Origin of the sequence: Nostoc sp. TCL240-02, assembly GCF_013343235.1 — a bacterium.
In the GTDB taxonomy this organism is placed as follows: Bacteria; Cyanobacteriota; Cyanobacteriia; order Cyanobacteriales; family Nostocaceae; genus Nostoc.
In genome coordinates this window covers 5,106,038-5,132,533 of the sequence record NZ_CP040094.1, presented here as the reverse complement: position 1 = coordinate 5,132,533, position 26,496 = coordinate 5,106,038, and the positions used below count along the sequence as shown (strand labels likewise).

Sequence of the window (26,496 nt, the reverse complement as noted above, 5' to 3'; positions counted from 1 at the left end):
GGTATGCAATCATCGAAACATTACAAAAAATCATCAATCACTGAGGCCTTAATTGACATACGAGTTGACGCTTCTTCTGAGGCAGAAATCCCAACTTTAAAAAATATTCAGCAAAGTATATTGTCGCAATATCCGGTAGACGAGGAAATTATAGAGATTCAGGGTCAATTTGAAGGAGGTTCCAATATTACGGCTACTGCCACGGCAAGCCAAGCGGTAGTTGGCTACCGCTTTATTAGCCATGACATGAAACAGATATTTCAAGCTCGATTAAACGGTTTTACTTTTAGTCGGCTTGCTCCATACGAGCGATGGGAAAATCTCCAGAATGAAGCTCAACGACTCTGGGACATTTATCGGGCAGTTATTAAGCCTAAGAACGTAAATCGAGTCGCAGTTCGCTACATTAACAAACTGGATTTACCTTTGCCCATGAATGATTTCAAGGACTATCTGAGAACATTGCCAGAGGTTTCACCCGATCTATCTCAAGGTCTAAGCGACTTCTTTATGCAGCTGCAAATTCCTCAGGAAGATATAGGAGGAATGCTTCTGCTAAATGAAGTAATAATTCCGCCTTCAGGAGATGACCTAGTTTCTATGGTGTTAGACATTGATTTATTTTGCAACGTTAATTTTCCTGGGGATGGAATCGCACATTGGGATCTGTTAGAAAAATTTCGTGTTCGTAAAAATGAAATATTTGAGGCTTGTATTACCGATAAAACTAGGGAGCTGTTAAAATAATGCCTACATACGTTGCTTCGTCTTCACCCAGTTCGTTGTTGCATAGAAACAACACTTTACAAAAACTTGAAGGAAATGAAGGCAAAAAACTTAACGATAAAATCAACGATGTAGCCAAAAAAATTGAGAAAGATGCGCCGATTCAACGATTACTTAAGGAGTTTGATGAGGCTAGCGAGCAGCGTCATCAAGGACTGCGGACATATCTTGATTCATTGCGACTTCGAGCAAATTCTACTGGTATAGACGGGTTTACGATATCAGTGCTTGATACCGCTTGGCAGACCTGGGAGAAATTAAAAGAATATTTCTCGTCCAAAGGTTTGTCTTTGGAAGTACCAGATGCTTGCCCTGGTGAAAGCGATAATTTTATGTACACTTGGTCTAAAGGAGAACATTATCTTGAGTGTGAAATTTTTGGTAACAAAGAGATAGAATTCTTTTACCAGAACAGAAATACTAGTGAAGTATGGGGAGAAGATACGACGCTTGAACAGGAGTTTTCTGCCGCAGTATTGGAAAAAGCTGCGCTCTTTGCTTGGTAATTTACCAAACATTTTTACACCAAGGCGCAACTTAACCCCGCTTCCAAACAGTTGTCGCATACTTCGTTTGTCCGATGTGCCAAAAGACTATAAAGAAAAAGGAAGGCTTTCAGCAGTTCAATTTGATAAAATTGCTAAACCGTTTGAGCTTTCTACTTTAGACAGGAAATCGATTCCTCCTCACTTAAGCGTCTGGGAGGAGTCTTTAACAACGCCAGAGCAGGCCTATAGTTTCTTGCAAGAAAACTCGCCACGCAGGCTGGTTATTCGCTTGAATGTTGATGAAGTTCGTAAAATTGAAGTTGTTGTAGAAGACAAAAATAAATACTCAGGAATACTTGATGTTATCTGGGTACACCTACTTCAAGATTCTAATAACGACAAGAAAATCAAGGATCGTCGTCTAGGCGCAAAGGGCCATTCTGGCATCATTGGAGTAGATGAAGAATCTACTCCAAAAGGATTGACCAAGAGGCAAGCAAAAGATTTCCGTAAGTCTTTGCGATTCCAGCTAGCAGAGCTTGCTTCAAAAGATCATGGTTTGTTGGATGAGTAGAATAACTTTTACAAAAAATCTTAGTCTCCTTTTTGATGTGGGTGTGCCAATCTTTCAATAATGAAAATTTTTCTAGATCCAAGTTTATTTAAGAGCAAGAGTATCTCCTTAACTGGGGCGACTTCTACGTAATGCCTTAAGGGCTACCCAGTCGGTGCTTGTTTCTCTTGCCTATGTCAGGGGTTCTGTGCTGAATCTGAAGATTGAGGGAAGACGGCAGCCTCTGCGGCCCTTTAGAGCAGTCCGTTACTAACTGATAAAGGACAGTACTTGCTATCTTGACTCCCTCGCGCTTCAGGTGCGAATTGCAGATGTGTCCGCAAATGCAATTCGCGTTTGGGGCGATCGCGTACCAAGCCAGGGGCGATCGCTTTGGTGGGGATAACTCCCCAAACGCGGAAGCACGTATAGTCCGCGTGAGGGTGGTTATTCTCTACTCAGATTTGTGGAAAGGTAACTTTCCGCTTGCGATCGCCCTCATCCCCCACCTCCAATTTCCGCAAAATTATGGTACAGCCCTTGCGATCGCAATTCCCCCACCAGCATCGGTTTCCACGTAACCTTAGTACAAACATCAGGTAGAAAAATTATCTTGCGATCGCCCTCACCCACCAACATCCATTTCCGCCAACGGAGCAGGAAGCCGCCAATAAAATGAGTGTCGCCCTTGCGATCGCTTCTATCCCCCAACATCCATTTCCGCCCCAAAATCCCACAAAGTAAGCTGGATAAAAATTTCATCCGTAGTTTGCGCGGATTTCTACTTTTTCTTGTTTCTGCCTTTAGGTGGGTTTAGAGCTTGCGAGGGTATAAGAGGAGCGAATGGGGAATTTACATCCCCCGATCCGCGCGATCGATCGCCATATTCAGGCGATGGTGCTGGCTTCCCAGCTTCCTGCTGACCCTCTATTTCAGAGGCAGAGACAGGCTTAGGACTTGCGCCTCGTTTCCACTCCCAAGAGCGGTACGTCTGCTTAAAAAGTTCACACCCTTTAAGCAAAATATTTTGTGCGGCGTTCTCATCCCGTCCGGCTACATAGCCGCAGGTACAACGGTGAGTGCGAACGCTCAACGATTTTTTAATTTTTTCACCACATTGAGAGCAATTGATTGTGCTGTAGTGCGCTGGCACTTTGACAAATTCTCTGCCAGCGACTTTTGATTTACTCTCAATCTTACTGATTAAGTCTCCTAGTGCAGAGTCAGCAAAGCTTTTATTCAATCCTGCTTTGCGCTTTGCACCATTTTGCTCATACCCTAAGCCATTCTCTTGTGGTTTAGCTTTGGGTTTTCTCGTAAGATTTTTAATTTGCAAATCTTCCATTGCAATACTGCCATATTCACGCACAATTTTAGTGCTGAGTTTATGGTTGAATGCGTTGCGGCTACGACGGATTTTCTCATGGAGACGGGCGATTAGATGATAAGTTTTCTTCTGGTTGCTACTTCCCTTTGCCTGCCTAGAAGCTTTACGCTGTAGCCTTCTAAGCTTATGAAGTTGATTTCGGTAAATCTTTGGCGGTGCAACCTCTCGACCTGCGTCGGTAGTGATGACCGACTTTAAGCCGGGGTCAATTCCGACAGCGCGATAGCTTACTGGCAGTACCACGTCTGGAGCATTCACACATACTTGAAGGTAGTATCCTGAAGGCTCTTTCAGTATTCTGGCGCTGCCATATTCATCACTCAAGAACCGTTTAAATAACCCTTTGACATAGAGCTTGCCCAACTTAGGAAAGCGAACATAACCGTTATCACCACCAGGGATTCTTTCAGGCTTCAGTTCTTTGCATTTGCCCCCAGCATTGCGGTTAAGAAGTGATTTGAGTTTGTCATGCTTACCCTTAAACCTTGGTCGTCTACCAGGGTGTTTAGGGTCGCTGTAGGCTTTCCACGCTTTATCTAGAGCATCATTCACCCCAGATTTAAATTTGGTGGGTACATCCTGCAACCACTGGGGGATGTTGTCACTTCTAAAAAATTCGCACTGTACAAACTTCTTAGGACTATCAATATCCCGACAAGTACGCACCTCACAATATTTGTGTCCTGCTTTGGTTTTGCGTACTCCGCAGCTTACTAATTTACCGTTCTTCCATTTGAGCTTTAAGCTGTCGGGGAGAGGGCGATCTAGCTTCTCCCTCCAGCGTCGCTGTTGTGCTTCTAGCCTCAATTCTAACCCTCTATTCCATACCCATTTAAGCTGCTCAAGCCACAAATCTATTGTTTGTGCTTGAGCAACAGTTGGATAAATTTTGAGTTCGAGGGTAACAATACTCATGCGGCGTTATCACCCCCAAACTCTTTGACTTTTGTGCTTTTCCATTCAATCAAGACCTTGCCATCTAAAGCCGCAACAAGATCCATAAACGTCTCTAGTGTTGGGTTGCCTTCATTAGAAATTGCTTTAGCAAGCATATTTCTACGATTTACAGGCGTTGCACTTTCATCGCCTTTCGTGCGCCTAATTTCGCAATAGCGACGGTTTAGAGTCGCTAAATCCACGCCTAATTCTTCCATCCGCTCTCTAATCATAGACATATCCATACTCATGCCTCCGCGACTTCTATTTAAGTCTACAAAGGCATGACGCAGCTTGGCGACACCGCGCATATAGTAATTCCTCCTTTGCTAAAACTATATACTTTATGTGGCTAAATTGCAAGCCATAAAATACATTTGTTATGCTTTTTAGTTATTGACAAATGCTTTTTATGGCATTACATTAAATACAGATACCAAAAAGCGCCGCCCTCCGACCAAGAAGAAACGACGCTTTTGGAACCTTAGAAATGACGGATCACAACAAGGATTTAAACCATAATGACACAGCCAATTCACACCCGCGAACAACTTGAAAAATTTTCCATAAGCGAATTGCGTGCGAAGTGCGATCGCCTTTCAATCTCCCGCCGCCGCAGCAAGGAAGATTGCATCACTGATATTTTGGCAGCACAGCCCCAGGTAATTGCTCAGGCTGAATTCGTTGCACACGTTGAAGCCCAAGCAAATGAAATTGCACCTGATTTGCAACGGATGGAAAATAACCGTCAAGGCTATCAAGATGCCACCAATCGACTAGAAATGCAGTCCAATGACCCTTGCTATCGGAGTGGATACGATCGCGGATTGCGTGATGTTTCCCCACTTCCCCAAGAAGCGCCAGAATCAGTTGCGATAACTTATGAAAAAATCGGGCAGACAATACGCGGTGGTGTGTGGGAGGCGATCGTCGATGACATCCAAATCCTAATTATTGGAGTCAGTGGCGGCTATAAATCCAATCTTACGGGTGTGCGACTGATAGAAGAGTTTGGAGCAATGATTAAAGAGACTTTGGTTGCCGTCGCGAAGATACAAGAAAAGCAAAAGTTGGAATCAGCAGTACGTTCCCCACTCGCCCAAGCAATCACTGTGCTTGGACAGCAGGGCGACGAATTTGTGGTGGAGAACTCTACCAACCAAAACCGCTACGTTGTCCGCCCCAATCATCCAGATCCAAACTCGCGGTGTGAGTGCGCTGATTGTCGTCATCGAGGGTCAAAGTGCAAGCACCAAATAGCTGTAGAGAATTTTCTCAAACCCAGTCTGGAAAAAGAATTATTGGCAGCTTAAATCAATGTTTTTAAATGCGATCGCCGTTCTTGACCGGGCAGGCGATCGCACTTGTCCACCCTTGCAAAAAAAGTGAATCATGGAATATATAGCACGTTTTGGAATTATTGGATACATAGTAGCGATTGTATGTTTAGCTCATGGGCAAGAACCCTACAGAGGAGGTTGTAGAGATTATAGAAGCGATTGTCTTTTTCGTACCGTTGCAGCCAAGGATGATGGCGGATATATTCCGCCAGATAACGGGCATCCAGATTGCGATCCCTGCCTGGGCAGTGGTACTCGATATCAGTAGTTTACTGGGGCACACTATGCCCCTATTCAATTTATGATTACCCCAGAAATTAGAAACGAATTACGTCGGATTCAATCCGAACTTAAAAAGCCATTTCCGGCATCTCTCCACGAATTTAGAGAGTTGCCAGGTGGTAAAAAGTGGGTTTTTTTGAAGTGGCAAACCATCCGCGAACGATTGGATGAAGTTACCCCAGAATGGATATCTGATTATTCAGAAATTCAATATTTGGGCAATGATGCCATTTGCCGATGTGGCATCACGATATTGGGGGTAAGGAAAGAGGCGATCGCTAGCGTCCCTATTTCAATCACTAGTAGTGGTGGTAAAGAAATGAGTCGGGGTAGCGCAGCTGATAGACTTGCCGCCGAAGCTTTGAAAAACACGGCCGAGGCGTGGGGAGTTGGTCGATATTTAGACGATCAAGTTTTCACCATTCGTTACCTTTGGGAGCGAATGAGTGAGCTTGATGATGGGGCGTGTGGTGAGGTTCGGCGATTATCCGAGCAGTACAAAATTCAAGTGAAAACTGCACAACTGCGAAATGCGCCACCGGGGAGTATCCCCGTGGACACATTCGCACGTAGTCCAAAAAAATCCCCATCTGATATTTTTGAGCCACCTAAAAAATCAGTTATTCTGACACCTTCCTCACTAGATCGCAATCTACTCAATGCTGAAATTGAATCGGTACTGAAGCGTAAAAATATTTCGATTGAGCAAGCAAAAAATGTGTTATCTGAGTTGTTTAATGGTGTGCGATCAAGACAACGTCTGAGTGACAAACAACTCAGTGAATTTTTAGAATACCTAAAATCTCCCAAGGAAACTGCTGTATGAAATTATTAATTTTAGATTTGGATAATACAGTTCGTCGCCCTAAGTCCGGGGCAAAATTTATCTCAACTCCTGACGACCAAGAAATCATTCCTGGATCTGCAAGGGCGATCGCTCACTACAAAAGCCAAGGCTTTTTAATAGTTGGGGCGACCAATCAAGGAGGTGTAGCGGCAGGTCATAAGCAATTGGAAGATGCAATTCAAGAACAATATCAAACTCTTAGACTGTGTCCTGAAATATGGTGCATCTATTTTTGCCCAGACTACGAAGGACAGTTTTGTTGGTTCTGTACTCTTGATCCGGAGGAAATAAGTACTCCAATCCATCTGGGATGGGCCGCAAATTATCAAGGTAGTTTCCGCAAGCCAGGAGCGGGGATGCTCAATGCGGCCATTGAAAATGGGCTGGGATCTAAAAACCCAGAGCATCAGATTTTGTTTGTAGGCGATCGCGATGAAGATAAAGGTGCTGCTGAGGCTGCCAATGTAAATTTCTTGTGGGCATCTGATTGGTGGGAAAGCGGGGCTGCAAATTTATGAAGTTGGTAAAAGTTAATATTTTGAACCTGAAAAAATTGGAGAATAAACAATGTATAAACTTGAATTAATTCACGATAAAAACTGCCAGCGCCTAGAAGTTGGATTTTTACCCGAAGTTGCTGCTACCAATGCAGAATTAGTTAAATATGTTGGCGAGAACCTTCCTCGTCTGATAGAAGAGGAGTCAATGCGAGGGCGCTTGCTCAAAATTAATGGCGCTCAGTCAATATCAATCGCTTACCATATTGCTCACAAAGTGGCGCATCTGTATGGGGCTGTAGCTATTTTCGATCCCAAGTTATCTGGCTATGTGGTCAGCATTACTCATGATTCAGAATATAAGCTAGGCATGGTATTGAGCGACGAACCGATAATTGTTTAGGTGAGTGATTTAAAAAAGTTTGTTCGCCGGGGTTTAAGCCCCGGCTTTAGTACTGAATATGCTGATTACCGCCTATCCCTTAGCATGGCCGCCATCCCAAAAGCGCACACCTGGCGATAAACGCACCTCAGCAAGTTACCGCGTCGGCTTTGCTAAGGCGCGAGATGATTTATTGGATGAGTTGCGGCTATCTAGTGCGGATGATGTCGTTATCTCATCCAACATACCGCTTCGTAAGGATGGGAAACCTCTAGCCAGTTTCAAGGAACCCATCGACCCAGGCATAGCGGTTTATTTCCGTAGTAAAGGGCAAAGCTATGTCGTTTGCTGCGATGCTTGGGATAAAGTTAAAAACAATCTGCGTGCTATTGGGGAATATATTTCAGCTTTGCGCGCAATAGTTAATTGTCAAGTGTCCTCCGTCCTGCCAGTTCTTGCGAAGCACGCAATTGAGAATTATGTTTTAAGGGAGTCAGGGCAACCAAAATCAAAATCGAAGAAACCTAGTTCATCAAACTCGAAAAAGAGAAAGTCGCAAGATTCTAAATCACAACAACAGCCGCATACTGAAACCAAATCACGTCCTCACGCGAAGGCAACCGCTTCTCTTGGCTGGCGAGAAATTTTAGGCGTTCCACATGAATCAGACTTTGCTACGGTTCGATCCGCCTATTATGGTGCTGCCAGAGTTCATCATCCAGATGGTGGCATTTTTCCTAATGAAGAAAAAATGAAAGCAATTAATCAGGCATTTGAGCAAGCCAAGCTAGAGTATGGGAAATAAATGGGCTATGGTGCGACACCATCAAACCGGGCGATCGCTCTTTCCACGGCCCTTGAATTAGTTTTCTCATCAATATGGCGCTGGTAAGTTTTAAGGTGTTCCGTCACCGAGTGCCCCATCAGCTTCGCCGATGTCGTTACTGGCAATTCAAAAACTACGCTAATTCGAATTGCGTAGCAGTGGCGTAAGTCGTAGGGAGTGAAATCTGCCTCGTTTATCTCTAAGAAATGTCGTCGCATTGCCAGATAAACTGCTTTGCCTAAATCTCCATATTCTGTTTGTTTGGTTTTAGGCTTTTTAGCCTCCCACAGCTTCCACCGCTCTACCCACTGAGGATAGAAGGGCTGCACGGTTCTAGCCCCTGTTTTGCCTTCTGCTACATGACATTTGTAAGGTGCTTTGGGTTCAACTGTGGCAAAAAATACTTCATGGGGCCTCAAACCATAGGACGATAACATCCCATAAACCCACTGCCATCGAGGGGATGTAATTTTATCTCGCACACTTGCTATCAATTCATCAGATGGCAAGTTTTTAATAGTGTCGGTGTGATCGTATTTGCCCTTGTATGGGCGTAAATCTATCTCTAGCCCAGCGTGAAATGCTAGCTGCTGGTAGATAGAAGCAGCACGCAATCTAGTCCAGGTGTCGTTCGGCAAAGATAGCACCGTCCGCAATAGCAAATCACCTGTTAATTCAGCTGTTGACGGAAGCCGATTAAACATTGGTTGATAGTGCCGCTTCCATGTTCTCGGTGAAAATTTTTCCTGCCGCTCTAAAAATTCTGCTTTAAAATTATCTATCCAAGACTGACAAGTAAATCCTAGCTTGGGCTTTCCTTCAATCCAATTATTCCAGGGAAAATTTTGTCCAGATTTCCATTTAATAATATCAGCCGCTAATTCTATGGCCTTATCCTCTGCTGCTTTCATGCCAGCAGGATTAGCGTACATTTTCAATGCTAAATCTTGTTGATAAGGCTGGGTTTTCTCACTACCTGGTCGTGGCGGTAGTGTTGCCCTAAGACTTAGGGTATCTCCCCTTTGTCGGAGAGATACCCCCATTCTGCTTACTTTAAGCCGCTTATTTATCTCCTCTAAAGAGTAACGCATTGCCCTAAATATGCCCTAATTATTGGCTGTGGTTTAGGGTATTTTAGGATATTTTGAGGTATTCATAATGTGGTAAATCGCGGGAAAATCTCGTAACTGGAGTATTTGGCACATTTACCCCCACAGAAAAACCCCGCAGGAGAAACGGGGTAATATTTACCGCTACCTAGATTTGTTGTGTAACATCACTTAAATAAAATTTTAAGAAACACAGCAATTATTAGGATTAAAATTGATATTACCTGATTGGCTAAAAGTATTGTTTCTATCTTTATACTGAGATGAGAGTCTATCAATAGTCTGAAAGATGATTTTATCTACAAGTAGTTTTCAGATAATAGTAGGTGAAGCAGTTAACAATATTTTTGAGTTCTAAAAGATTAGATAAGCCAGATTATACCTAAATACGGTTTAGTTAAGGGTAAAAACCAAAAGTGGTGTAGCTTGGGTTGAGGTACAAAACCCAACATTATGAACTATTTGTTGGGTTTCGCTATTCCTCAACGCAACCTACTATTTTTCTTTACTGAACCGTATTGGGTTATACCTGGCTGGAAAACCGAGATTTATTCTTAGAGCAAATAATAGTAGACTCATATCACAATACCAATAGACATGAAACAGCATCTATAGGAAAAACGAGGAAGGCAAAAAAGTTATTATGTTCATAGTCGTTTCTGAATAAATACTAAATAGCGTGTAAAATTTTACACGCTATTTAGTGACAACCACTACAAGCGTTGGTGATTAAGACTCAAAGCCTCTGAAAATCACAATTATGGTATTTACTTAAGTTTTTCGTAAGCAGCCAAAATGATTTTTTCGGTTTCTTCCCAACTAATACATTTATCAGTTACAGAAACTCCATATTTTAATTCTTCTTTACCAGTAATTGGTTGACTACCTTCATACAAATGTGATTCAAGCATCATGCCAACTATTGATGTATTGCCATCTACTATTTGCTGAATAATATTTTCTAAAACAGCACCTTGTAATTTGTAATCTTTATTAGTATTTCCGTGGCTACAATCGATAACAATTCTTGGTGGTAAATTCGCCTGTTTTAATTTATCTTCTACCGATTTTACATTTGCTGCATCAAAGTTGGGTTGACTACCACCTCTTAAAATTACGTGACCATAGCCATTCCCTTTAGTTTGAAAGACGCTGACTTGTCCGTTTTGATTAATTCCCAGAAAATTATGCGGGTTTCTGGCTGATTGTAGGGCATTCAAAGCTACTTGAATATTGCCATCAGTACCGTTTTTAAAACCCACAGGCATCGAAAGTCCACTTGCCATTTCACGGTGAGTTTGTGATTCGGTCGTGCGTGCGCCAATAGCAGACCATGTAATCAGTTCACTAATATATTGAGGTATGATTGGATCTAGTGCTTCTGTACCCGCAGGTAATCCCAATTCTGTAATTTTCAATAACAGATCGCGTGCAATTAATAAACCATTCTCTACATGGAAAGAATCATCCATATCTGGATCGTTAATTAATCCTTTCCAACCGACGGTTGTTCTCGGCTTTTCAAAGTATACACGCATTATTAGTAGCAGTTTATCCTTAACTTGCTCAGACAACGCTTTCAACCTTTCAGAATATTCAAGCGCTGCTTTTGGGTCGTGGATTGAGCATGGGCCAACTACTATAAACTTTCTTCGATCCTGAAAATCCAGAATATCTTCTATTTCCTGTCTGTATGCTAAAACTCTTTGCTCGGCTAATTGTGTTAAAGGTAATTTTGATTTTATTTCATTGGGAGTTAATAAAATGCGATCGTTCTCAATGTTAGCGTTGTCGATATTAGTATTAAATAATTTGTTGTGCATGGGGATGCTTTGGCAATTTTATATACGCACTTCAACTCAAAAGTGTAACACAAACCCATGAAATTTTAAAATAGCTTATTTCTTGCTTGACAAATTTCTAATTACACTGTATTCGAGTAAAGTAATAACTTAGAAAAGGGAGAATATTTTCCCCCTTTCTTTTTGCTATTGGATTACTGACTCAGTGTTAGTGTATATAATTACTGCCATACGAACACTTTAGCTTCGTATGGGCCCAAGTCAGTTATGATGCCATCATCACCAGATTCGACATCATAATTGCCTGTCCACTCATGCCATGTACCAGCACTAGGAAAGTTAGGAACATGATAGCCAGCTAGGAAGTTTTCTGAGAAATTTGCGATTACGACTACACGAGAACCTTCATCATTCCAACGAGTATAAGCTAATACTTTTGCCTCTGGATTTTCGTGGATAAAGTCAATATTTTCTGTGTAGAGAGCGTGATTACTTTTACGCAGGTTGGTTAAGCCTTTGTATGATTCAAATAAACTACGATTGAGATCGTTACCTAACAGTGTCCAATCAATTTTTGATGATTCAGGTTGTTTGGGTTTGTACTCACCAAATTCCTCTCCCATCCAAATTAAAGGTATGCCAACAGCAGTCATTAAGATGGCTACTCCTAATTTAGCCCGCCTAAAGGCTTCTTCGTCAAAAATCTCACGGTTTCCCAATTCAACCATAATGTGGTTATGGTCATGGTTGGTGAGGTAATTTACTACATTCGTAGCACCCAAGAAGCCTTGGCGTTTGCAATCAATGACATCTTTGAGACGCTCTAAATCAAATGTATCACCGCAGATATGTTCTAGAATGCAGTGATAGAAACTATCATGCCAGCAACCATCCATTGGCCCATCTACATTGGTAATGCTGGTAGTTTCAGGAATGTGTTCTGCAACGTTGTAAAAAGGCTTTGCACCAGCAGTTTTTTTGGCTTCCTGAACAATCCAGTGCATGAAGTCGTAATTAGCAATTTGCCGTGCTGCATCATAGCGAATACCATCAAGATGATATTCTGATATCCAAAAACGGATTGCTTCACCAATAAATTTCCAGGCTGGCTTAATATCTAATTTTTCGTCATAATGTTCATAATTGAACTCAGGCCCCCAGTTATTATCAGGGTCACGAGGTTCGTGATGATACCAATAATCGTGGTCAATTTGTGTTAAAGGAGCAGATGCTTCTGAGTGGTTATAAATACCGTCAAGAATTACACGAATTCCTCTGGCATGACACTCATCAACCAATTTTTTTAACTCAGCAGTAGAACCATAGCTTGATTCTGTTGCAAAGAAGTGGCGAGGATTATAACCCCAACTATAATCACCAGGATATTCTTTAAGTGGCATCAACTCAATAGCATTGATTCCTAGTTCACCCAAATAATCTAACTTTTCAATTACGTGTTTGTATTTACCTCGTGCATAAGGATCATCCTCGCCACCAGAAAAGTCACCAACGTGTAATTCATAAATTACTAATTCGTGGTCAGCAGGTAAAGGTTTATCATCGTGTTGCCAGACATAAGTATCAGTAATCCTTTCGCCATCTTTTACATGGATAACACTATCATCTTTTCCACTCAGTTCATCTATATCAGTTGCATAAGGGTCTGTAACATCAACCCATTGTTCTGGTTCAAAAAACCATGAATTTGACTGGATGCGAAATTTATATTTATGAACACCGTCTTCTAGTTCAACACTTGTAAGAAAATAGCCATCATCACTTTTTCCCATTGGTATTTCTTGCCAATCAGAAAAAGAACCAATTAAGGCGGCTCCTTTATTATATGGTGCAAATAAATTAAATTCAATTGGCTTTGCCATAGAAGTTTTTGTAATATCAAGGGTTGGTAGATGTATTCTCTGATGCTTAATTGAATTTACAAATCGGTCTAGAGAAATAATTATTTAACCAGCGCTTCTCTCTTGAGTATGAATTTATAAGTATTTTGTAAAAATTACTATTTTTTGGCGTTTTTTGACTGTTTATCGCATTTAATTTTTAACGATAAAACTACTAAGGCTAAAATGCTATTAATCAACTTACAAAATTTATATAAATAAGTTAATGACTTTTTATTTTTTTAAATAGCAGATATTCAGTAAAAATAATATGTTTTCGTCTAAATATCTGCTGTGTCAGATTATTCAATTTTGCTGTTAGTTTGTTGTAGATAACTTAAAAACCAATTAGCTACCGTTGCTCTGCGAGTTTGCCGTGGCCCAAATTCACCAATTTTGTAGCCTTTGAAACCCAGCTTTTCTTTTAACATTTGTTTATTTTCAGCAGGAATGGAACGAGTTAACTTCACTGTTGCAGGGCGAGATTCTATGAAATTTGGTGGTTGTGGGTAATCCTCTTGCCATTCTGGTTCAACTTGGCTAATGTCCCATTGTGCAGTTGAGGAATCATAGCGATAGCCTAAATAATGCCATAGCAACTGGTTGACTGTGGCATCATCAATTTTATCGTCAAGAATTGCCCAAATTGTTGCTGTATTGAGTGGTGGCAGATTAGACATAAGCAATTAAAAATTCCAGGTTGAAAAAGGACTACTAATTAATTTAATTTATAACTATTAATAGAGTAAGTAAGTGAGCGTACATAATTGTCGTTGAGATAAGGCAATAGGTATAGGTATAAGGGTTTTAGCTAGTTCCTTTTTCTTTACATAGTTTGATTTTATTGTGCCAACTTACTTAGTGAAAAACACTTTATCATTACTTTACTACACTCCCAAAGATAGGGATAATTGCGATCGCACCTTCAGGCATGACGATGACCCAGATTAAGTTCGTCAATTGGAGTCAAAAACAGATTGTGTATACACAAACTAGGTAGACTGGGAATCGTAAAGATTAGACCAGTTTATGCAGAATTCTACAGCACCGCCAAAGATCATTCGCGCCCATGTATTCATTTCTGGCCGAGTCCAAGGAGTGGGCTATCGCTATTCCACTGTGGATACAGCTAGACAGTTGGGATTAACCGGTTGGGTGCGGAATCTTCCTGATAATCGAGTAGAGGCAGTTTTTGAAGGGGCGCGACAGGTTGTAGATGACATGGTTCGCTGGTGTCACTCTGGGCCACCTGCTGCTGTCGTTAAAGATGTTGTGGTTGAATATGAAGTACCGGAAGGGTTGCGGGGATTTGAAGTTAAGCGGGTTGAGTAGGGAGTTATATCATGTCCGCTTCAAGACTTATCGTGAAGAAGGCAGAGAAGGGGGAAGGGGGTTTTCCGGTTTTTGCATAGATGTGAGAATCATAACTAATTAACCGGACATGATATTAGAATATCTTTTATTGTGTCTCCTGATTCTTGGCTTAACTTATAGAAAATCTGCTGTATATAGGATATTAAATTGTGCGTTGAGGTAGCTTTTTCTTTGGAGAATCGCTGCCAGAACGCTGTGCATAAGCTTATTACATACAATTAGTTAATCTACGGTTTTTTGCTTGATTTTGGGAATTCTAAATCTAATAAGCTATAAAAACCGCAGATGTATATGACTCAATTTAAGATATGTGACTCAAGACAATGGCAATTTCTGCCCTTTGTTATTTTTACCAGCATTTTGTTATTTTCAAAATCAAATATGGCAATTGCTAGGCAGCATCCGGTAAATGTTGCACAGATAACGCAGACAAATTCGCTAGATGCAATTCTGGCTGCTGCGGAACTTGCATATCAGCAGGGGAAGCAACTATATGAGCAAGGAACAGCAGAATCTTTGTTAAAAGCGATCGCAAAATTTGAGCAAGCACTTTCACTATATCGTCAAATGAGCGATCACCCCGGTAAGCAAAACATATACTCGTTAGAAGCTGGCACCCTTGTTTATATTGGTAAAGTCTACTCAAATTTAGGAGAAAAGCACAAGGCACTGGATTATTACAAGCAATCTCTACCTCTATCTCAACAAGCAGGGGACAAACAAAGCGAAGGTACTACCCTGAATAATATTGGCAAAATCTACTCAGAGTTAGCAGAAAAGCAAAAGGCGCTGGATTACTACAACCAATCCCTATCTTTAAGGCGACAAGTAGGAGATAAAAATGGCGAAGCTATTAGTCTCAATAATATAGGCTCCGTCTACCATTTTCTGGGAGAAAAGCAAAAGGCACTCGATTACTACAACCAATCTCTGTTTATCAAGCGACAGTTGGGAAACAACGCAGGGATAGCCACTACCCTGAACAACATAGGCAAAGTCTACTTAGATTTAGCAGAGAATCAAAAGGCACTCTCATACTTTAGCCAAGCATTAGTTTTATACCAACAGGCAAAAGATGCAGAGAAAGAAGGAATACCAACCGCTCTGAGCAATATTGGTACAGTTTATTTAGAGTTAGCACAACAGCAAAAAGCACTCTCATATTTTAGCCAAGCCCTGGTTTTATACCGAAAAGCAGGAGATAAAGGAGGGATAGCAACTGCTCTAAACAATATTGGCAAAGCTTACTCAAATTTAGGAGAACACCAAAAGGCACTAAATTATTACAACCAATCTCTACCTCTATACCAACAGATGGGAAACAAGGCAAGGGAAGCTCGGACACTCTACAACATAGCTTCTGTTCAATACGACTCAAGTAATCTTCAAGCCGCCCTGACTCAGATAGAGACAGTCATCAAAATTGTGGAAAACCTTCGCACCAAAATTGACTCTCAGGAACTCCGCACTTCTTATTTTGCCACAGTGCAGAATTATTATGAATTTTACATCGATTTGCTGATGCAGTTACATAAACAAAGACCATCAGCAGGATATGATGCTTTGGCACTGCAAACCAGCGAACGCGCCCGCGCCCGCAGTCTTTTGGAACTGCTTGCAGAAGCTAACGCTAATATTCGCCAAGGTGTGGAACCAAAGTTACTCTCTCAAGAACGTAACTTGCAGTAAGAACTCGATGTTTTAGAAAAACATCGGATACAAATCTTAGGTGGTAACTATACTGAATCGCAGGTGCAAGCTTTAGAACAAGAAACTGAGGTACTTCTAGAACAGTATAAACAAGTCCAGGTAAAAATCCGTGCTACCAGTCCGCGTTATGCGGCACTGACTCAACCTCAGCCTCTGTCACTGGTGCAAATTCAGCAACAAATACTTGATGATAAAACTCTGCTTTTAGAATATTCTTTGGGAGAAAAGCGCAGTTATCTTTGGGCAGTTACTAATAAGAGTATCATTAGTTACGAACTACCCAAGCGTGCAGATATTGAAGCTACAGTCCAGAAATTCCGTCAAGAAATCACTACCCCATATCTGAAGTGTAGCCCATCTATAAATGTTTTATCTCAACAAATACTTGCACCAGTCGCCCAGCAACTACAAAAGAAACGCTTGATGATTGTTAGTGATGGCGCTTTGCAGTATGTGCCATTTTCTACCCTCACAACGGGTAGCAGTATCAATTATGAACCATTACTACTCAACCACGAAATCATTACTCTACCCTCAGCGTCTACATTAGCTATCCTCAGAAGCGAACACAAAGAACGTAAATCTGCTCCTAAGACGTTAATTGTGTTGGCAGATCCGATTTTTAATCGTGATGATGAACGTCTCCGAGGTAAAATACAATTATCCGGCTCATCTGTGCCAGAAAGCAATGTAGAAAACCTTGCTTTAACAAGATCCGCCAAAGAATCAGACATTAACTTTGAGCGTCTGCGCTTTACACGCCAAGAAGCCGAGCAAATTCTTTCTCTTGTACCAATTAGCGATCGCAAGCAAGCTTTTGATTTTACCGCAAGTCGTACCACTGCCAGCAGCGAAAATTTGAGTCAATATCGCATCATCCATTTCGCTACTCATGGCATTCTCAACAGCAAGCATCCAGAATTATCAGGAGTCGTCTTATCGCTATTTGACGACAAGGGAATGCCACAAAATGGCTTTTTGCGGTTGCACGATATCTTCAACCTCAACCTGCAAGCAGAACTAGTAGTACTCAGCGCCTGTAAAACCGGACTGGGAGAAGAAGTTAAAGGAGAAGGATTAGTAGGATTAACCAGAGGGTTTATGTATGCAGGCAGTCCGCGAGTCGTAGTCAGCCTGTGGAGTGTGGATGACCAGGCAACATCCGAACTCATGAAAGTATTTTACAAAAATATGCTGCAAAAAGGATTAAAGCCAGCAGCAGCATTGCGGACAGCACAAATAGAAATATGGCGCACTCAAAAATATGCCGCACCCTATTACTGGGCTGCTTTCACTCTACAAGGCGAATGGAAATGAAAGAATATCGAGCAGATTTTTCTTTAGGTTTTCTTTATTAACTCAATATTGCATTTTCTTAAACATCTGTTACATTACTTTACAGAGAGTTACAACTGCTACAACACTTAAACTTTGGAGTTTTACCTATGACAGGTTTTAAGAATCCTGCGCCTACTGTTTCAGAAGATCCTAATGCTGTGCGTTTTGGTTTCACCCCTCAGAGTGAAAATTGGAACGGTCGTTTAGCAATGATTGGTTTTTTATCTGCGATTTTGATTGAAGCTTTTTCTGGTCAAGGGTTACTCCATTTCTGGGGCATCCTCTAAATTGATCGTAGTAGGGGTACACGGCTGTCATTAGTGTTTACTGAGACCAAAACCCTTGTAAAACCTCATTTCCAGGTTATACCTGGATGGGCTGCAACTGCTTACTGGCTTTGACTTGAAGTTGACATCAATGCACAGTTATAACCCCCTGCTAACCGTCTAAATTTCACGCACATCATTCGTTGCTCATGTATGGCGGCTGTTGGGATTGGTGCAAAATACCAGATTTTTCCGGTTAAGCCAAAATATAAGTGAATAACTACTTTACATTGAATATGTATAGCTAAAACTCATGGAAATACCCCAACGCGTATCTGTCCGCTACAAAGACGCGTCCTTCAATAGCAACGAGATCCGTTTAAGAACCTTCCGGCTTGGGTTACAAATATGGGAAGAACAAACCAAACCGAGAAAAACAGAGCTTTATCAGTTTATATCGTCTTGCTTGAAACAAGTTGATCGGCAAGATCGTTTTATGTTTTCTCTACTGTTCATAGAATTAACAGACATGATACGTAATTCTTCGCTGGAAAGGGGAACAAAAGAGGTTTTGATTAAAACAGCTTTTAGGGAGTTTGCTTGTGCAATAACAGACTTTGAAGACGTTGGCAAATAAAATCAATTATGGGCTGCTGGTATTCTGTAGGTGTAGCCCACGCCGGCATCACTCTAACTAATCGAGTAGAGTGTTTACAAGTAAGCAGCTTTCCAATCAGATTAGTTTTTTTTGCTAAATGCGCGGATGGGTAGGTGTTGGGGAAGGGGTAACTAGAAAAATGGCTGAACTGTGCTATATGCAAGAACTGGCGAGCGATGGCACTTCAAACCATCCGCGCACCTTATGGAGATTAGTTTTCAGCCATTTGCCTCTAGCCAAATCACAATTCATCGTGTTATCATTTCAGCATTCGCGCAACCGAACCTTGAAAACCAAATAGGGCAAAGCTTTCAGAAGCCAGCGATTGCAATTTATCAAAATCCCTATTAGGGATTGAAACCCAGCCAGAGTAACAATGTGGATTGTCACGAGGTGATTGCAATTTATCAAAATCCCTATTAGGGATTGAAACTAACTTCGTAACATCGCTGATAAACGGAATAGCGCAAAATTGCAATTTATCAAAATCCCTATTAGGGATTGAAACAGTAGAAAGTAACACTTCCAGAATAAGGGGGGGTATGATTGCAATTTATCAAAATCCCTATTAGGGATTGAAACTTCTCTTAGGTACAAGTGGGAAATTGACGAATCAAATTGCAATTTATCAAAATCCCTATTAGGGATTGAAACTTGCAATTGGGAAGGTTGCTGGTTTCGTTATTTAGAATTGCAATTTATCAAAATCCCTATTAGGGATTGAAACATTGCTTTGTGACTGTGGAAATACGCTTCTACGCATTGCAATTTATCAAAATCCCTATTAGGGATTGAAACGGCTGCTAATTTGTTTCGGTAGCTATCTTGAGATTGCAATTTATCAAAATCCCTATTAGGGATTGAAACGAGGAGACTGAAGTTTTAGCTGCCTAACCCTTCTATTGCAATTTATCAAAATCCCTATTAGGGATTGAAACTCCTAGTTTGTTGGAGTGGTGTACGAGGACAACGGATTGCAATTTATCAAAATCCCTATTAGGGATTGAAACATTTGCAGTGTGCAACCGTGGTGCATTCCAACCAAGGAATTGCAATTTATCAAAATCCCTATTAGGGATTGAAACAACAATCAACTTTGCGGTTTTGCGCTTTGTTCCATATTGCAATTTATCAAAATCCCTATTAGGGATTGAAACTTTATTATCAATCACGCAATGTACCAACTGTGCCAAAAATTGCAATTTATCAAAATCCCTATTAGGGATTGAAACAAAAGTAACAGACAGCACGCGATTGCGCTAACCTCAGAAAGATTGCAATTTATCAAAATCCCTATTAGGGATTGAAACCTTCCCACTCGCTAACAACTACGCTTGTGTTAAAGATTGCAATTTATCAAAATCCCTATTAGGGATTGAAACTGATTAGTTAATCAAACCTAGACTTTTAAAATGATTTGATTGCAATTTATCAAAATCCCTATTAGGGATTGAAACAAACCACCCAACACAAAACAAGCCCCAGGCGAAGCCCATTCTGTATTCTGACTCCTGTTTTATTATTTTTCACTTCAAAATTTTGTCATGAAAGTAGATTCAATTAAGGTAAAAGCTAATAAGCTTTTAAAGATTGTCTCTTGTGTCTCGTTTCCAGCTAGAGGCTGAAAACGAGGTTTTAAAGGAGTTTTAGCTGAAGTTGATACCTGTGCAATTAGCGCTTGTGATGATTTCGCATGGCTTTATGAATCTTTTTCCAGCGTTCTTTCTCGGCTAGTTGCATCCTCTGGTCTTGTTTGCGTGTAAGGTAATCGAGTTCTTTTTGCAACTTTTGGTAGCTGAGAAACCTGGAATAATCAAGTTCTCCTTCAGCCAAAGCCTGCTGCACTCCACAACCGGGTTCGTTATTATGCTGACAATTGCGAAAATGGCATTTTTGCGCCAAGGTTTCTATATCTGTAAAAGTTTCTTGCAAACCTTCGTCACCTGCCCAAATTTGGATTTCACGCATTCCTGGCGTATCAATAATTAATCCACCAGTAGAGAGCAAAATTAATTCACGATGAGTTGTTGTGTGTCTACCTCGGTCATCACCTCGCCGTACTGGTTGTACCATTTGCACAGATGTGCCTTGTAGTTGGTTAGTGATGGTGGATTTACCAACACCAGAAGACCCCAACAAAGCAACTGTTTGTCCTGGTTGCAGGTAAGGTTTTAAGCCATCTAATCCTTGATGATTGGTGGCACTTAAAACTACAATTGGTACACCCAAAGCAACTGCTTCTACTTGTGCTAAGTACTCTTCTAGAGAGTTGCACAAATCTGCTTTGTTTAACACCACTACTGGATTTGCACCACTTTCCCAAGCCAGAATTAAATAACGTTCAACTCTTCTAGGGTTAAAATCGCCATCTAGCCCTGAGACTAAGAAAACTGTATCAATATTAGCTGCAACAATTTGTTCTTCTGTTTTACTACCCACTGTCTTGCGGGAGAATTTGCTTTTCCTGGGTAAAATCTCGTTGATGGTGGCTCGTCTTTCAGATTCTCTTAGACTAATAACAACCCAATCTCCCACTGCTGGAAAATCTTGTGGTTGGGAAGCCCGATGTCGCAATTTACCTGCAACTTCTGCTGAAAGTTCTCCCTCTTCACTATAAAGGGTGTACGTATTTCTGTATTCAATGGCAACCCTAGCAACACTAAATCCTTGTAAGCGATAGGGTTCAAAGCTGCGAGCAAAAAAGTCACTCCAGCCTAAATAATCCAAATTCATTGATGTTTCCTCGATGTGTGCTACTTGTTTTGCACAAGGTTCCACAGAGGAGGACATTTCTATGCAGGGAAGCCCCCAGCACAATAATGTCTGTGAATTCTAGTTGTCATTCCTGTAGGAAAGAGGACTGAACAAGAATCTCTGCGCCTTGTGTCCGTTGGGTTGGGATGGTCAAATTAACCCGGACTGCTAGCAACTCAGTCATAGTTCGTCCTCCTTATGTACTACAGTAAATAATCTACATTACTACATTAGCCTATTCCCGAAATTTCGTTTAAATTATCCAATCTTGTGGAGGGGGCACTTCTAATTCGTTCAATTAGTTCTTTGACGCACATGTCGTCCATCAAGCCCTTGCTTAATCCAACTCAGACATTCGTATTCGGATTTGAATAATTTTGGAGCTGCGATATTATTCAATAACTCTGGTGGATAATGGTCATAAAAGCATTTATCTCCTTCTTGGAAGATAATAATCAAATGGTTACGGTAAATGTAGCGAGACTTAAAATAGTCTCTCTGGTTAACAAAATCTGAATTTTGATCGATATGTTCTTTTGCAATGTCAATGATGTTACTAACGCCACTTCCATAGATTCCTGCTGGGTTCTCGGCTTTATGAAATTGACTTCTGTTACCAATGTCAGATAGTAATTTATAAGAATAAATATCGTAATTATCAACTTTACCAAAAACTAATGGAATGATGAGATATCCTTTGTATGAGACTGAACTTTCATAAAGAAGACGACTCATCTTAACCTCCTTTGGTGTAACTGCTTTCAAAAAAATGCTTAAATTACATACTAAAAATCAATACTTTCTTTTTAGATATATTTATGTATCACTTAAACCCTCGTTACCATTTAGCAAAAACGGTAATAGCCATTTTTGTCAAGACGAAAGAAATATCAAGCATTAACAGAAAAGTACTGAAACACTAATTATCGCTCTTTTTTTATCACTAAACATTAGATATATTATAAAAGTTATAAATTTCATTCTCTGGGACTATTTCCTTTGATCCTTGTGCCTTGCCTTTCAAGACCATAAACTCAGTTGATTGGGGGGATGCTCAAGGTTATTCCAAGGTAAGGGTGGAACTGGTGTATCACTCTGTTCTAATAGCTGTTGGAAGTGACGCGCTATGTTAGGCGATCGCGCTTCTATTGGACAATGAATAAAGAAATAGATTCGCACTCCCGCCTGTAACCATTGCTGAATCTGCCTTACCCACTCTTCCATAAACGGCTGATTCACTAATAAATTTGGATGGGAAATAAACCGAATCAGAGTAAAAGGTGCTGTCACACTCAATTGCAACGGTAATTTGGGTTTACGTCGTTCTGATTGTAACTGGGAGTCATCATCTCCAGTGTAAATGGGGCGCGAGTCTAAAAGTACCCGTCCTACACCTAGCTTTTGCAAAAGCGCTGTCAAATTACTAGCATGGGGTTCTCTGAACCAGTCGGGATGACGAACTTCCAGGGCTAGGGGTGCATCTGTGCGCGGCCAAGCTTCCAGAAAGCTAGTCAAATCTTCAAGTAATGCAGGTGCATAACTAGGTGGTAACTGGGCAAATATTGGCCCAAGACGTTTACCTAAAGGACGCATCCCTTCCAGAAATTTTAAAGCCGCCGGAATATAAGGTTGTAGCAACCCTTGATGGGTAATATCTCGCGGTAATTTTAGACAAAATTCAAAACCTGCTGGTGTTTCGGCAGCCCAACGGGTTACTGTTTGTTGGTTAGGCACGGCATAAAAGGTGGTGTTACCTTCTACAGTGGTGAAGCGACGACTGTAGAGATGGAGAAAATCGGCGGTGCGAGTACCTTGGGGGTAAAGTTCGCCAACCCAACCTTTATATGCCCAAACAGCACAACCAATAAAAAAGTTCACAATGCCTAAAAGCCTTGATGTATATCATATTTAATTTTACAGGTTGGTTGTAAATTCATGACTCTTCACGGCATCTGGAAAATCTCTCTCTAAATCTCTCTCCTAAAAGGAGAGAGACTTTGAATTTTCCCCTTACCGACGCGGGAAGGGGGTCAATACTTCTCGGTTAAGCATTTTTAATTCGGAATCGGATTTTGGGTAAAGGGTACTGGATTTGGGTTAAAGGTTTTTTCTTTCCCCTTCCCCCTTCTCCTTTTCCCCTTAACCGAGAAGTATTGGGAAGGGGGTTAGTTTTTTGGTGGACTTTTCCACGTAACGTGAAAAATCAGCCATAATTCAAGGTGCGTTAGTAGAGCGTAACGCACCCTAAAATTTAAAGTTCTGAACATAGTTATAAATATTCGCACTTACCTACTTAAGACAGTCAAAAGTAGTAAGCTTTAAGTGCAAAAAAGGGCTTTGTTGGGTTGATGTAAGAAAACCTAACAATCTGTATCGATGTTAGGTTCTGTGTTGCTCAAACCAACAAAGCCTTAGATTTTTTTCAAGCTAAAAGTTTGTTGCTCCCGGCTTTGAAAAGACTTAACGACACTGGCGATATTTGACGTGATAAACCAACCCTCGGTGGGCAAGGTCAAAAGAGTCAACAGTTGCCATACCTTGACCACTGGCGGTCATCGCAGCATTTACCCGCATATTTACACTGTCGCCACAGCGTGACCAAACATCAGCTACAGTCACTAACTGATCGCGAACGTTGTAATCACTTTCGCCGTTAAATGTCCGAGAAAAAACAGGGCCACGCTGACCAGCAAAAAAGTACTCTGCTCTTAGTCTGCCAATTGTGCTAGGAGCAACATAGCCCCGATAATCAGCATCGTAGAGGGAAATTTGAAAGCCTTGGGGAACTTTAATCGGAATACTTAAGTTACAGCTTTTGCGTCTTTCTTCTGCTTTATTCCCTACAGCTATAAACTTATCAAATAGAATACTTAGCTCTTGACCATCGGGACTGACACTTACACTAGCAGATCCTTCAGGGCAGCCATTACCACCATATTCTGCACCGACAATTTCCACTTTGTCGTTAGCAAAAGCAGGGCCGACGGAAGCTGTTATCAGTGTAGCCGCAGCTAGAAAAGATTTGATAAAGTTGATAGATGTTGTCTTGTAATTTTGATTATTCATAACTCACCTGTTTTGAGTATTTGGATAGTGTTAGCTCCAAATTTGTTGCGGCTGATTCCGGAAAACTGATCGTTAAAAAATCAGTATCAACCATATTTAAATGGGAGGTAAAGCCCATGTATAACTTATGACAAGCTGATAGATTCTTGATATATAAAGAATCTAAAGCAAACTTATTTCCGGTTAAATAATCAACGCATTAATAGGGCAAGTATAAATTTGCAAACTAGACAATCTGCTCAAAGAAGCCGAAATATAGACTGTTAAAGCCATAATAGACATCTCAAGACTATCGAAAAGTTAGCTGTTTAACTTACCGAAGCTACATCTGCATATTGAAATTTAGGTAACTAGAATTAAACTGAATTACTTATAGAAGTATCTAAATTAAATTCAGTATCTTGATTTAGAGTAAATACGTAATTAATGTATGACTGTTGAATAAAAATCAACACTTTACCTCACTAAATAAAATATTTAGCAGTCTACAATTAGCGATATTTTTTCTCTAATTAATTCTAATGTTTGATTTCTAACTTCTTAGTTAAGCCCTTGATATTTAATCTGTACTTGCTTAATGACTAAAGATTTTATATTGTGTTCCCGTAAAATTAACTAGGCGATCGCAATTAATGATTTAACCACAAGCCAAGGGCACAGTATTACTTATGCGTGTAAACTTAAGTACTTATACTAATAGGCTTGGATTTTTGAGACGCGATAAATCGCCGTCTCTACAAGTGTTTTGGTCTTTTATACTCAAAAAAACTTGGGTAGCACACCTGTGCTACCTGACTCTGTGTCGTAGTGCAACCTCGGTTATTGATAAATTGCCCCATCAGGCATAATTGCCCCAGCTAAGTTAGCGCCAATTAATTTAACCAAAAGGCGCTCACCAGAACGAATCCGCGCTCCTGTTAAGTCGGCTCCTCGTAAGTCAGTTCCACTGAGATCCGCACCAATCAAATTAGCACCACGTAAATTCGCCTCCCTGAGATCCGCTAAAAGGAGGTTTGCTCGAAATAAATTTGCTTCAGATAAATTCGCCCCTCTGAGGTTGACTTTGTGCATAAAAGTATCGCTGAGATTAGCGCCACTCAAGTTGGCATAACTCAGATTTCTGCCAGATAAATCTTTGTTGCTCAAATTTGCCCGACTATAGTCTTTACCACTCAAGTCTGAGTTTTGCTTCGGTGGTGGCTGGGTTTTTTGAGGTGATGTTTGCTGTTGATATGACGGTGAAGGTGAAGGTGAAGGTGAATTAGATATGGTTTGATGTTTGGTTTTTAAAGAGCGCAATTTTTCACGAGCTTCATTTATGGCTTTCAGCTTGTCTTGTGCTTTCTGCTGTAAACGGAGATTTTCTTTGGGAATGCGATCGGGATGCCAAACAAAGACTAAATCTTTGTAAGCCTGGTTCACTTCTTCAAGTGTTGCCCCAGGCTCTAATTCCAAAATTCTATAGTACCGCTCCAGATCGCTCATACGATATTTTGGTGGACAATCAACTTAATTATGAGTGATGGAGCCATGTATTCGCTGCATCTTTTGCCACTCCACTGCTTCCTCATCTCTCCATCTCCCGATTTCTCCATCGAGCGATCGCTCTCAAATATGCTGCAACTGGAATTTGATAAATTTCAATGACAATCCAAACAATAATTGATAAATGTGATAGAAAAGTCAATACTGTCCAAATATATGGTGTCCAAGTAATGGGTTCCTTGAGGTCAGCAGGAAAATAGTAAGCTACTATGCCAATTAAAGTAGTGGGAAGAATTACAAAAACTGCTGCTGCTAATCCATAACCCCAACCTAACTCCACACCTTCTAACTGGCCTTCTGTCCAACTAAACCCATTCCAACGCCAAGTTAATGGTGGTTGTCTAGAAGGCATTTTGATTTGCTGGATTTCTAAGTTGACTGTAAAAATCTCTTGACAAAAGTCACAAGCCATAGCTTCCATCAATGGCATGTGAGAAATCTTACCTATTCGACAGACTGGGCAGGGGTAAACTCCATAATAGTCGAAAGATTGGGCTAAGATTTTGGAACTGGGCATAATCAAACTGATGATCCTAAAAAGTTGATCTGGTCAATGAGGACTTGGGTCAGAATAATGTATGGCGATCGTCAATTGTCTGCAATCAGCTTTCGAAAGGTGAAATGACAAGTCAGGAGAATTACAGATGTTTTC

28 protein-coding genes and 1 CRISPR repeat array are annotated in these 26,496 nt (G+C 40.8%); of the genes, 15 read left to right on the top strand and 13 right to left on the bottom strand.

The window, feature by feature from the left end:
- The first annotated feature begins 3 nt into the window (after positions 1-3).
- The 4 genes from FBB35_RS21720 (at position 4) to FBB35_RS21705 (ending at position 2,408) form a co-directional block, all read left to right on the top strand.
- Positions 4-747, top strand: coding sequence for a TIGR04255 family protein (locus tag FBB35_RS21720; protein ID WP_174711351.1), 744 nt, complete (start codon positions 4-6; stop codon positions 745-747).
- Positions 747-1,292 (top strand): hypothetical protein, encoded by a 546-nt coding sequence (locus FBB35_RS21715; protein ID WP_174711350.1) that lies wholly within the window; start codon positions 747-749, stop codon positions 1,290-1,292. Before FBB35_RS21720 ends, FBB35_RS21715 begins: the two co-directional genes overlap by 1 nt.
- Before the next feature lie 76 nt (positions 1,293-1,368).
- Complete coding sequence (locus FBB35_RS21710) at positions 1,369-1,848, top strand: hypothetical protein (protein ID WP_174711349.1); 480 nt, start codon at positions 1,369-1,371, stop codon at positions 1,846-1,848.
- 323 nt (positions 1,849-2,171) lie between these two features.
- Positions 2,172-2,408 (top strand): hypothetical protein, encoded by a 237-nt coding sequence (locus tag FBB35_RS21705; protein ID WP_174711348.1) that lies wholly within the window; start codon positions 2,172-2,174, stop codon positions 2,406-2,408.
- A 27-nt stretch (positions 2,409-2,435) separates the two neighbouring features.
- Here the strand turns inward: FBB35_RS21705 and FBB35_RS35565 are convergent, their stop codons facing one another.
- From FBB35_RS35565 to FBB35_RS21695, 3 genes are read right to left on the bottom strand one after another with little or no spacing between them, the layout of a single operon-like run.
- Positions 2,436-2,564 (bottom strand): hypothetical protein, encoded by a 129-nt coding sequence (locus tag FBB35_RS35565; protein ID WP_302480926.1) that lies wholly within the window; start codon positions 2,562-2,564, stop codon positions 2,436-2,438.
- A gap of 44 nt (positions 2,565-2,608) precedes the next feature.
- Positions 2,609-4,129 carry a type V CRISPR-associated protein C2c8 gene (gene c2c8 / locus FBB35_RS21700; protein ID WP_174711347.1) on the bottom strand — a complete coding sequence of 507 codons (1,521 nt, stop codon included), beginning with the start codon at positions 4,127-4,129 and terminating at the stop codon, positions 2,609-2,611.
- Positions 4,126-4,461 (bottom strand): hypothetical protein, encoded by a 336-nt coding sequence (locus FBB35_RS21695; protein ID WP_174711346.1) that lies wholly within the window; start codon positions 4,459-4,461, stop codon positions 4,126-4,128. Before FBB35_RS21695 ends, c2c8 begins: the two co-directional genes overlap by 4 nt.
- 210 nt (positions 4,462-4,671) lie before the next feature.
- Here FBB35_RS21695 and FBB35_RS21690 point away from each other — a divergent pair, with 210 nt between their 5' ends.
- The 6 genes from FBB35_RS21690 (at position 4,672) to FBB35_RS21665 (ending at position 8,303) form a co-directional block, all read left to right on the top strand.
- Positions 4,672-5,463: a hypothetical protein gene (locus tag FBB35_RS21690; RefSeq protein ID WP_174711345.1), complete on the top strand. Its 792-nt coding sequence runs from the start codon at positions 4,672-4,674 to the stop codon at positions 5,461-5,463.
- A 79-nt stretch (positions 5,464-5,542) separates the two neighbouring features.
- Entirely contained in the window at positions 5,543-5,758 is a 216-nt protein-coding gene (locus tag FBB35_RS21685; RefSeq protein WP_174711344.1) for a hypothetical protein, read from the top strand.
- A gap of 33 nt (positions 5,759-5,791) precedes the next feature.
- Positions 5,792-6,598, top strand: a complete 807-nt coding sequence (locus tag FBB35_RS21680; RefSeq protein WP_174711343.1) for a Rad52/Rad22 family DNA repair protein — start codon at positions 5,792-5,794, stop codon at positions 6,596-6,598.
- Positions 6,595-7,137, top strand: a complete 543-nt coding sequence (locus FBB35_RS21675; protein ID WP_174711342.1) for an HAD-IIIA family hydrolase — start codon at positions 6,595-6,597, stop codon at positions 7,135-7,137. Before FBB35_RS21680 ends, FBB35_RS21675 begins: the two co-directional genes overlap by 4 nt.
- Positions 7,138-7,186: 49 nt before the next feature.
- Entirely contained in the window at positions 7,187-7,519 is a 333-nt protein-coding gene (locus FBB35_RS34965) for a CRISPR-associated protein Csx3 (RefSeq protein WP_254625657.1), read from the top strand.
- A 58-nt stretch (positions 7,520-7,577) separates the two neighbouring features.
- The gene (locus FBB35_RS21665) at positions 7,578-8,303 is read left to right on the top strand and encodes a J domain-containing protein (protein WP_174711341.1); all 726 of its coding nucleotides are present in this window, start codon (positions 7,578-7,580) and stop codon (positions 8,301-8,303) included.
- Between the two features lie 5 nt (positions 8,304-8,308).
- Here the strand turns inward: FBB35_RS21665 and FBB35_RS21660 are convergent, their stop codons facing one another.
- From FBB35_RS21660 to FBB35_RS21645, 4 genes are all read right to left on the bottom strand, one after another.
- Positions 8,309-9,367: a hypothetical protein gene (locus tag FBB35_RS21660; protein WP_174711340.1), complete on the bottom strand. Its 1,059-nt coding sequence runs from the start codon at positions 9,365-9,367 to the stop codon at positions 8,309-8,311.
- 833 nt (positions 9,368-10,200) lie between these two features.
- Complete coding sequence (locus tag FBB35_RS21655; protein WP_174711339.1) at positions 10,201-11,256, bottom strand: 3-deoxy-7-phosphoheptulonate synthase; 1,056 nt, start codon at positions 11,254-11,256, stop codon at positions 10,201-10,203.
- 200 nt (positions 11,257-11,456) lie between these two features.
- Positions 11,457-13,115 (bottom strand): alpha-amylase family glycosyl hydrolase, encoded by a 1,659-nt coding sequence (locus FBB35_RS21650; protein ID WP_174711338.1) that lies wholly within the window; start codon positions 13,113-13,115, stop codon positions 11,457-11,459.
- A gap of 320 nt (positions 13,116-13,435) precedes the next feature.
- On the bottom strand, positions 13,436-13,813 hold the full coding sequence (locus FBB35_RS21645; RefSeq protein ID WP_174711337.1) for a DUF1823 family protein: 378 nt from the start codon (positions 13,811-13,813) through the stop codon (positions 13,436-13,438).
- 349 nt (positions 13,814-14,162) lie between these two features.
- On the opposite strand from FBB35_RS21645, the gene FBB35_RS21640 reads away from it, so the two are divergent.
- The 5 genes from FBB35_RS21640 to FBB35_RS21625 all read left to right on the top strand — a co-directional run bounded on the left by FBB35_RS21640 (position 14,163) and on the right by FBB35_RS21625 (position 18,458).
- Positions 14,163-14,465 (top strand): acylphosphatase, encoded by a 303-nt coding sequence (locus FBB35_RS21640; RefSeq protein ID WP_174711336.1) that lies wholly within the window; start codon positions 14,163-14,165, stop codon positions 14,463-14,465.
- 423 nt (positions 14,466-14,888) lie between these two features.
- Positions 14,889-16,196 (top strand): tetratricopeptide repeat protein, encoded by a 1,308-nt coding sequence (locus FBB35_RS34960; RefSeq protein WP_254625656.1) that lies wholly within the window; start codon positions 14,889-14,891, stop codon positions 16,194-16,196.
- A 63-nt stretch (positions 16,197-16,259) separates the two neighbouring features.
- Positions 16,260-17,534, top strand: a complete 1,275-nt coding sequence (locus tag FBB35_RS34955) for a CHAT domain-containing protein (RefSeq protein ID WP_254625655.1) — start codon at positions 16,260-16,262, stop codon at positions 17,532-17,534.
- Positions 17,535-17,662: 128 nt separating this feature from the next.
- Positions 17,663-17,842 carry a chlorophyll a/b-binding protein gene (locus FBB35_RS21630; RefSeq protein WP_174711335.1) on the top strand — a complete coding sequence of 60 codons (180 nt, stop codon included), beginning with the start codon at positions 17,663-17,665 and terminating at the stop codon, positions 17,840-17,842.
- Positions 17,843-18,134: 292 nt separating this feature from the next.
- Positions 18,135-18,458 (top strand): hypothetical protein, encoded by a 324-nt coding sequence (locus tag FBB35_RS21625; RefSeq protein ID WP_114080697.1) that lies wholly within the window; start codon positions 18,135-18,137, stop codon positions 18,456-18,458.
- 345 nt (positions 18,459-18,803) lie between these two features.
- A CRISPR array of direct repeats spans positions 18,804-19,936; the repeat unit is 37 nt; unit sequence ATTGCAATTTATCAAAATCCCTATTAGGGATTGAAAC.
- A gap of 214 nt (positions 19,937-20,150) precedes the next feature.
- Here FBB35_RS21625 and rsgA read toward each other — a convergent pair.
- The 6 genes from rsgA to FBB35_RS21595 form a co-directional block, all read right to left on the bottom strand.
- A complete protein-coding gene (rsgA, locus tag FBB35_RS21620) occupies positions 20,151-21,212 on the bottom strand; it encodes a ribosome small subunit-dependent GTPase A (protein ID WP_174711334.1) in 1,062 nt (353 codons plus the stop codon).
- Positions 21,213-21,527: 315 nt separating this feature from the next.
- Positions 21,528-21,968, bottom strand: coding sequence for a hypothetical protein (locus FBB35_RS21615; protein WP_174711333.1), 441 nt, complete (start codon positions 21,966-21,968; stop codon positions 21,528-21,530).
- 285 nt (positions 21,969-22,253) lie between these two features.
- On the bottom strand, positions 22,254-23,111 hold the full coding sequence (locus FBB35_RS21610) for a DUF72 domain-containing protein (RefSeq protein ID WP_174711332.1): 858 nt from the start codon (positions 23,109-23,111) through the stop codon (positions 22,254-22,256).
- A 582-nt stretch (positions 23,112-23,693) separates the two neighbouring features.
- Complete coding sequence (locus tag FBB35_RS21605) at positions 23,694-24,299, bottom strand: DUF4360 domain-containing protein (protein WP_174711331.1); 606 nt, start codon at positions 24,297-24,299, stop codon at positions 23,694-23,696.
- An 819-nt stretch (positions 24,300-25,118) separates the two neighbouring features.
- Positions 25,119-25,784 (bottom strand): pentapeptide repeat-containing protein, encoded by a 666-nt coding sequence (locus FBB35_RS21600; protein ID WP_174711330.1) that lies wholly within the window; start codon positions 25,782-25,784, stop codon positions 25,119-25,121.
- Between the two features lie 82 nt (positions 25,785-25,866).
- A complete protein-coding gene (locus FBB35_RS21595) occupies positions 25,867-26,361 on the bottom strand; it encodes a hypothetical protein (protein ID WP_163936261.1) in 495 nt (164 codons plus the stop codon).
- Positions 26,362-26,496: the final 135 nt, after the last annotated feature.

What these genes read in the sequence shown, in the direction of transcription:
- FBB35_RS21655 (WP_174711339.1), bottom strand. Translation starts at nt 11,256, where the DNA reads ATGCACAACAAATTATTTAATACTAATATCGACAACGCTAACATTGAG.
- c2c8 (WP_174711347.1), bottom strand. Translation starts at nt 4,129, where the DNA reads ATGAGTATTGTTACCCTCGAACTCAAAATTTATCCAACTGTTGCTCAA.
- FBB35_RS21625 (WP_114080697.1), top strand. Translation starts at nt 18,135, where the DNA reads ATGGAAATACCCCAACGCGTATCTGTCCGCTACAAAGACGCGTCCTTC.
- FBB35_RS21675 (WP_174711342.1), top strand. Translation starts at nt 6,595, where the DNA reads ATGAAATTATTAATTTTAGATTTGGATAATACAGTTCGTCGCCCTAAG.
- FBB35_RS21660 (WP_174711340.1), bottom strand. Translation starts at nt 9,367, where the DNA reads ATGGGGGTATCTCTCCGACAAAGGGGAGATACCCTAAGTCTTAGGGCA.
- rsgA (WP_174711334.1), bottom strand. Translation starts at nt 21,212, where the DNA reads ATGAATTTGGATTATTTAGGCTGGAGTGACTTTTTTGCTCGCAGCTTT.
- FBB35_RS34960 (WP_254625656.1), top strand. Translation starts at nt 14,889, where the DNA reads ATGGCAATTGCTAGGCAGCATCCGGTAAATGTTGCACAGATAACGCAG.
- FBB35_RS21720 (WP_174711351.1), top strand. Translation starts at nt 4, where the DNA reads ATGCAATCATCGAAACATTACAAAAAATCATCAATCACTGAGGCCTTA.
- FBB35_RS21630 (WP_174711335.1), top strand. Translation starts at nt 17,663, where the DNA reads ATGACAGGTTTTAAGAATCCTGCGCCTACTGTTTCAGAAGATCCTAAT.
- FBB35_RS21650 (WP_174711338.1), bottom strand. Translation starts at nt 13,115, where the DNA reads ATGGCAAAGCCAATTGAATTTAATTTATTTGCACCATATAATAAAGGA.
- FBB35_RS21695 (WP_174711346.1), bottom strand. Translation starts at nt 4,461, where the DNA reads ATGCGCGGTGTCGCCAAGCTGCGTCATGCCTTTGTAGACTTAAATAGA.
- FBB35_RS21705 (WP_174711348.1), top strand. Translation starts at nt 2,172, where the DNA reads ATGCAATTCGCGTTTGGGGCGATCGCGTACCAAGCCAGGGGCGATCGC.
- FBB35_RS21665 (WP_174711341.1), top strand. Translation starts at nt 7,578, where the DNA reads ATGCTGATTACCGCCTATCCCTTAGCATGGCCGCCATCCCAAAAGCGC.
- FBB35_RS21680 (WP_174711343.1), top strand. Translation starts at nt 5,792, where the DNA reads ATGATTACCCCAGAAATTAGAAACGAATTACGTCGGATTCAATCCGAA.
- FBB35_RS21600 (WP_174711330.1), bottom strand. Translation starts at nt 25,784, where the DNA reads ATGAGCGATCTGGAGCGGTACTATAGAATTTTGGAATTAGAGCCTGGG.
- FBB35_RS21645 (WP_174711337.1), bottom strand. Translation starts at nt 13,813, where the DNA reads ATGTCTAATCTGCCACCACTCAATACAGCAACAATTTGGGCAATTCTT.
- FBB35_RS21595 (WP_163936261.1), bottom strand. Translation starts at nt 26,361, where the DNA reads ATGCCCAGTTCCAAAATCTTAGCCCAATCTTTCGACTATTATGGAGTT.
- FBB35_RS34965 (WP_254625657.1), top strand. Translation starts at nt 7,187, where the DNA reads ATGTATAAACTTGAATTAATTCACGATAAAAACTGCCAGCGCCTAGAA.
- FBB35_RS21640 (WP_174711336.1), top strand. Translation starts at nt 14,163, where the DNA reads ATGCAGAATTCTACAGCACCGCCAAAGATCATTCGCGCCCATGTATTC.
- FBB35_RS21715 (WP_174711350.1), top strand. Translation starts at nt 747, where the DNA reads ATGCCTACATACGTTGCTTCGTCTTCACCCAGTTCGTTGTTGCATAGA.
- FBB35_RS21685 (WP_174711344.1), top strand. Translation starts at nt 5,543, where the DNA reads ATGGAATATATAGCACGTTTTGGAATTATTGGATACATAGTAGCGATT.
- FBB35_RS21615 (WP_174711333.1), bottom strand. Translation starts at nt 21,968, where the DNA reads ATGAGTCGTCTTCTTTATGAAAGTTCAGTCTCATACAAAGGATATCTC.
- FBB35_RS21605 (WP_174711331.1), bottom strand. Translation starts at nt 24,299, where the DNA reads ATGAATAATCAAAATTACAAGACAACATCTATCAACTTTATCAAATCT.
- FBB35_RS21690 (WP_174711345.1), top strand. Translation starts at nt 4,672, where the DNA reads ATGACACAGCCAATTCACACCCGCGAACAACTTGAAAAATTTTCCATA.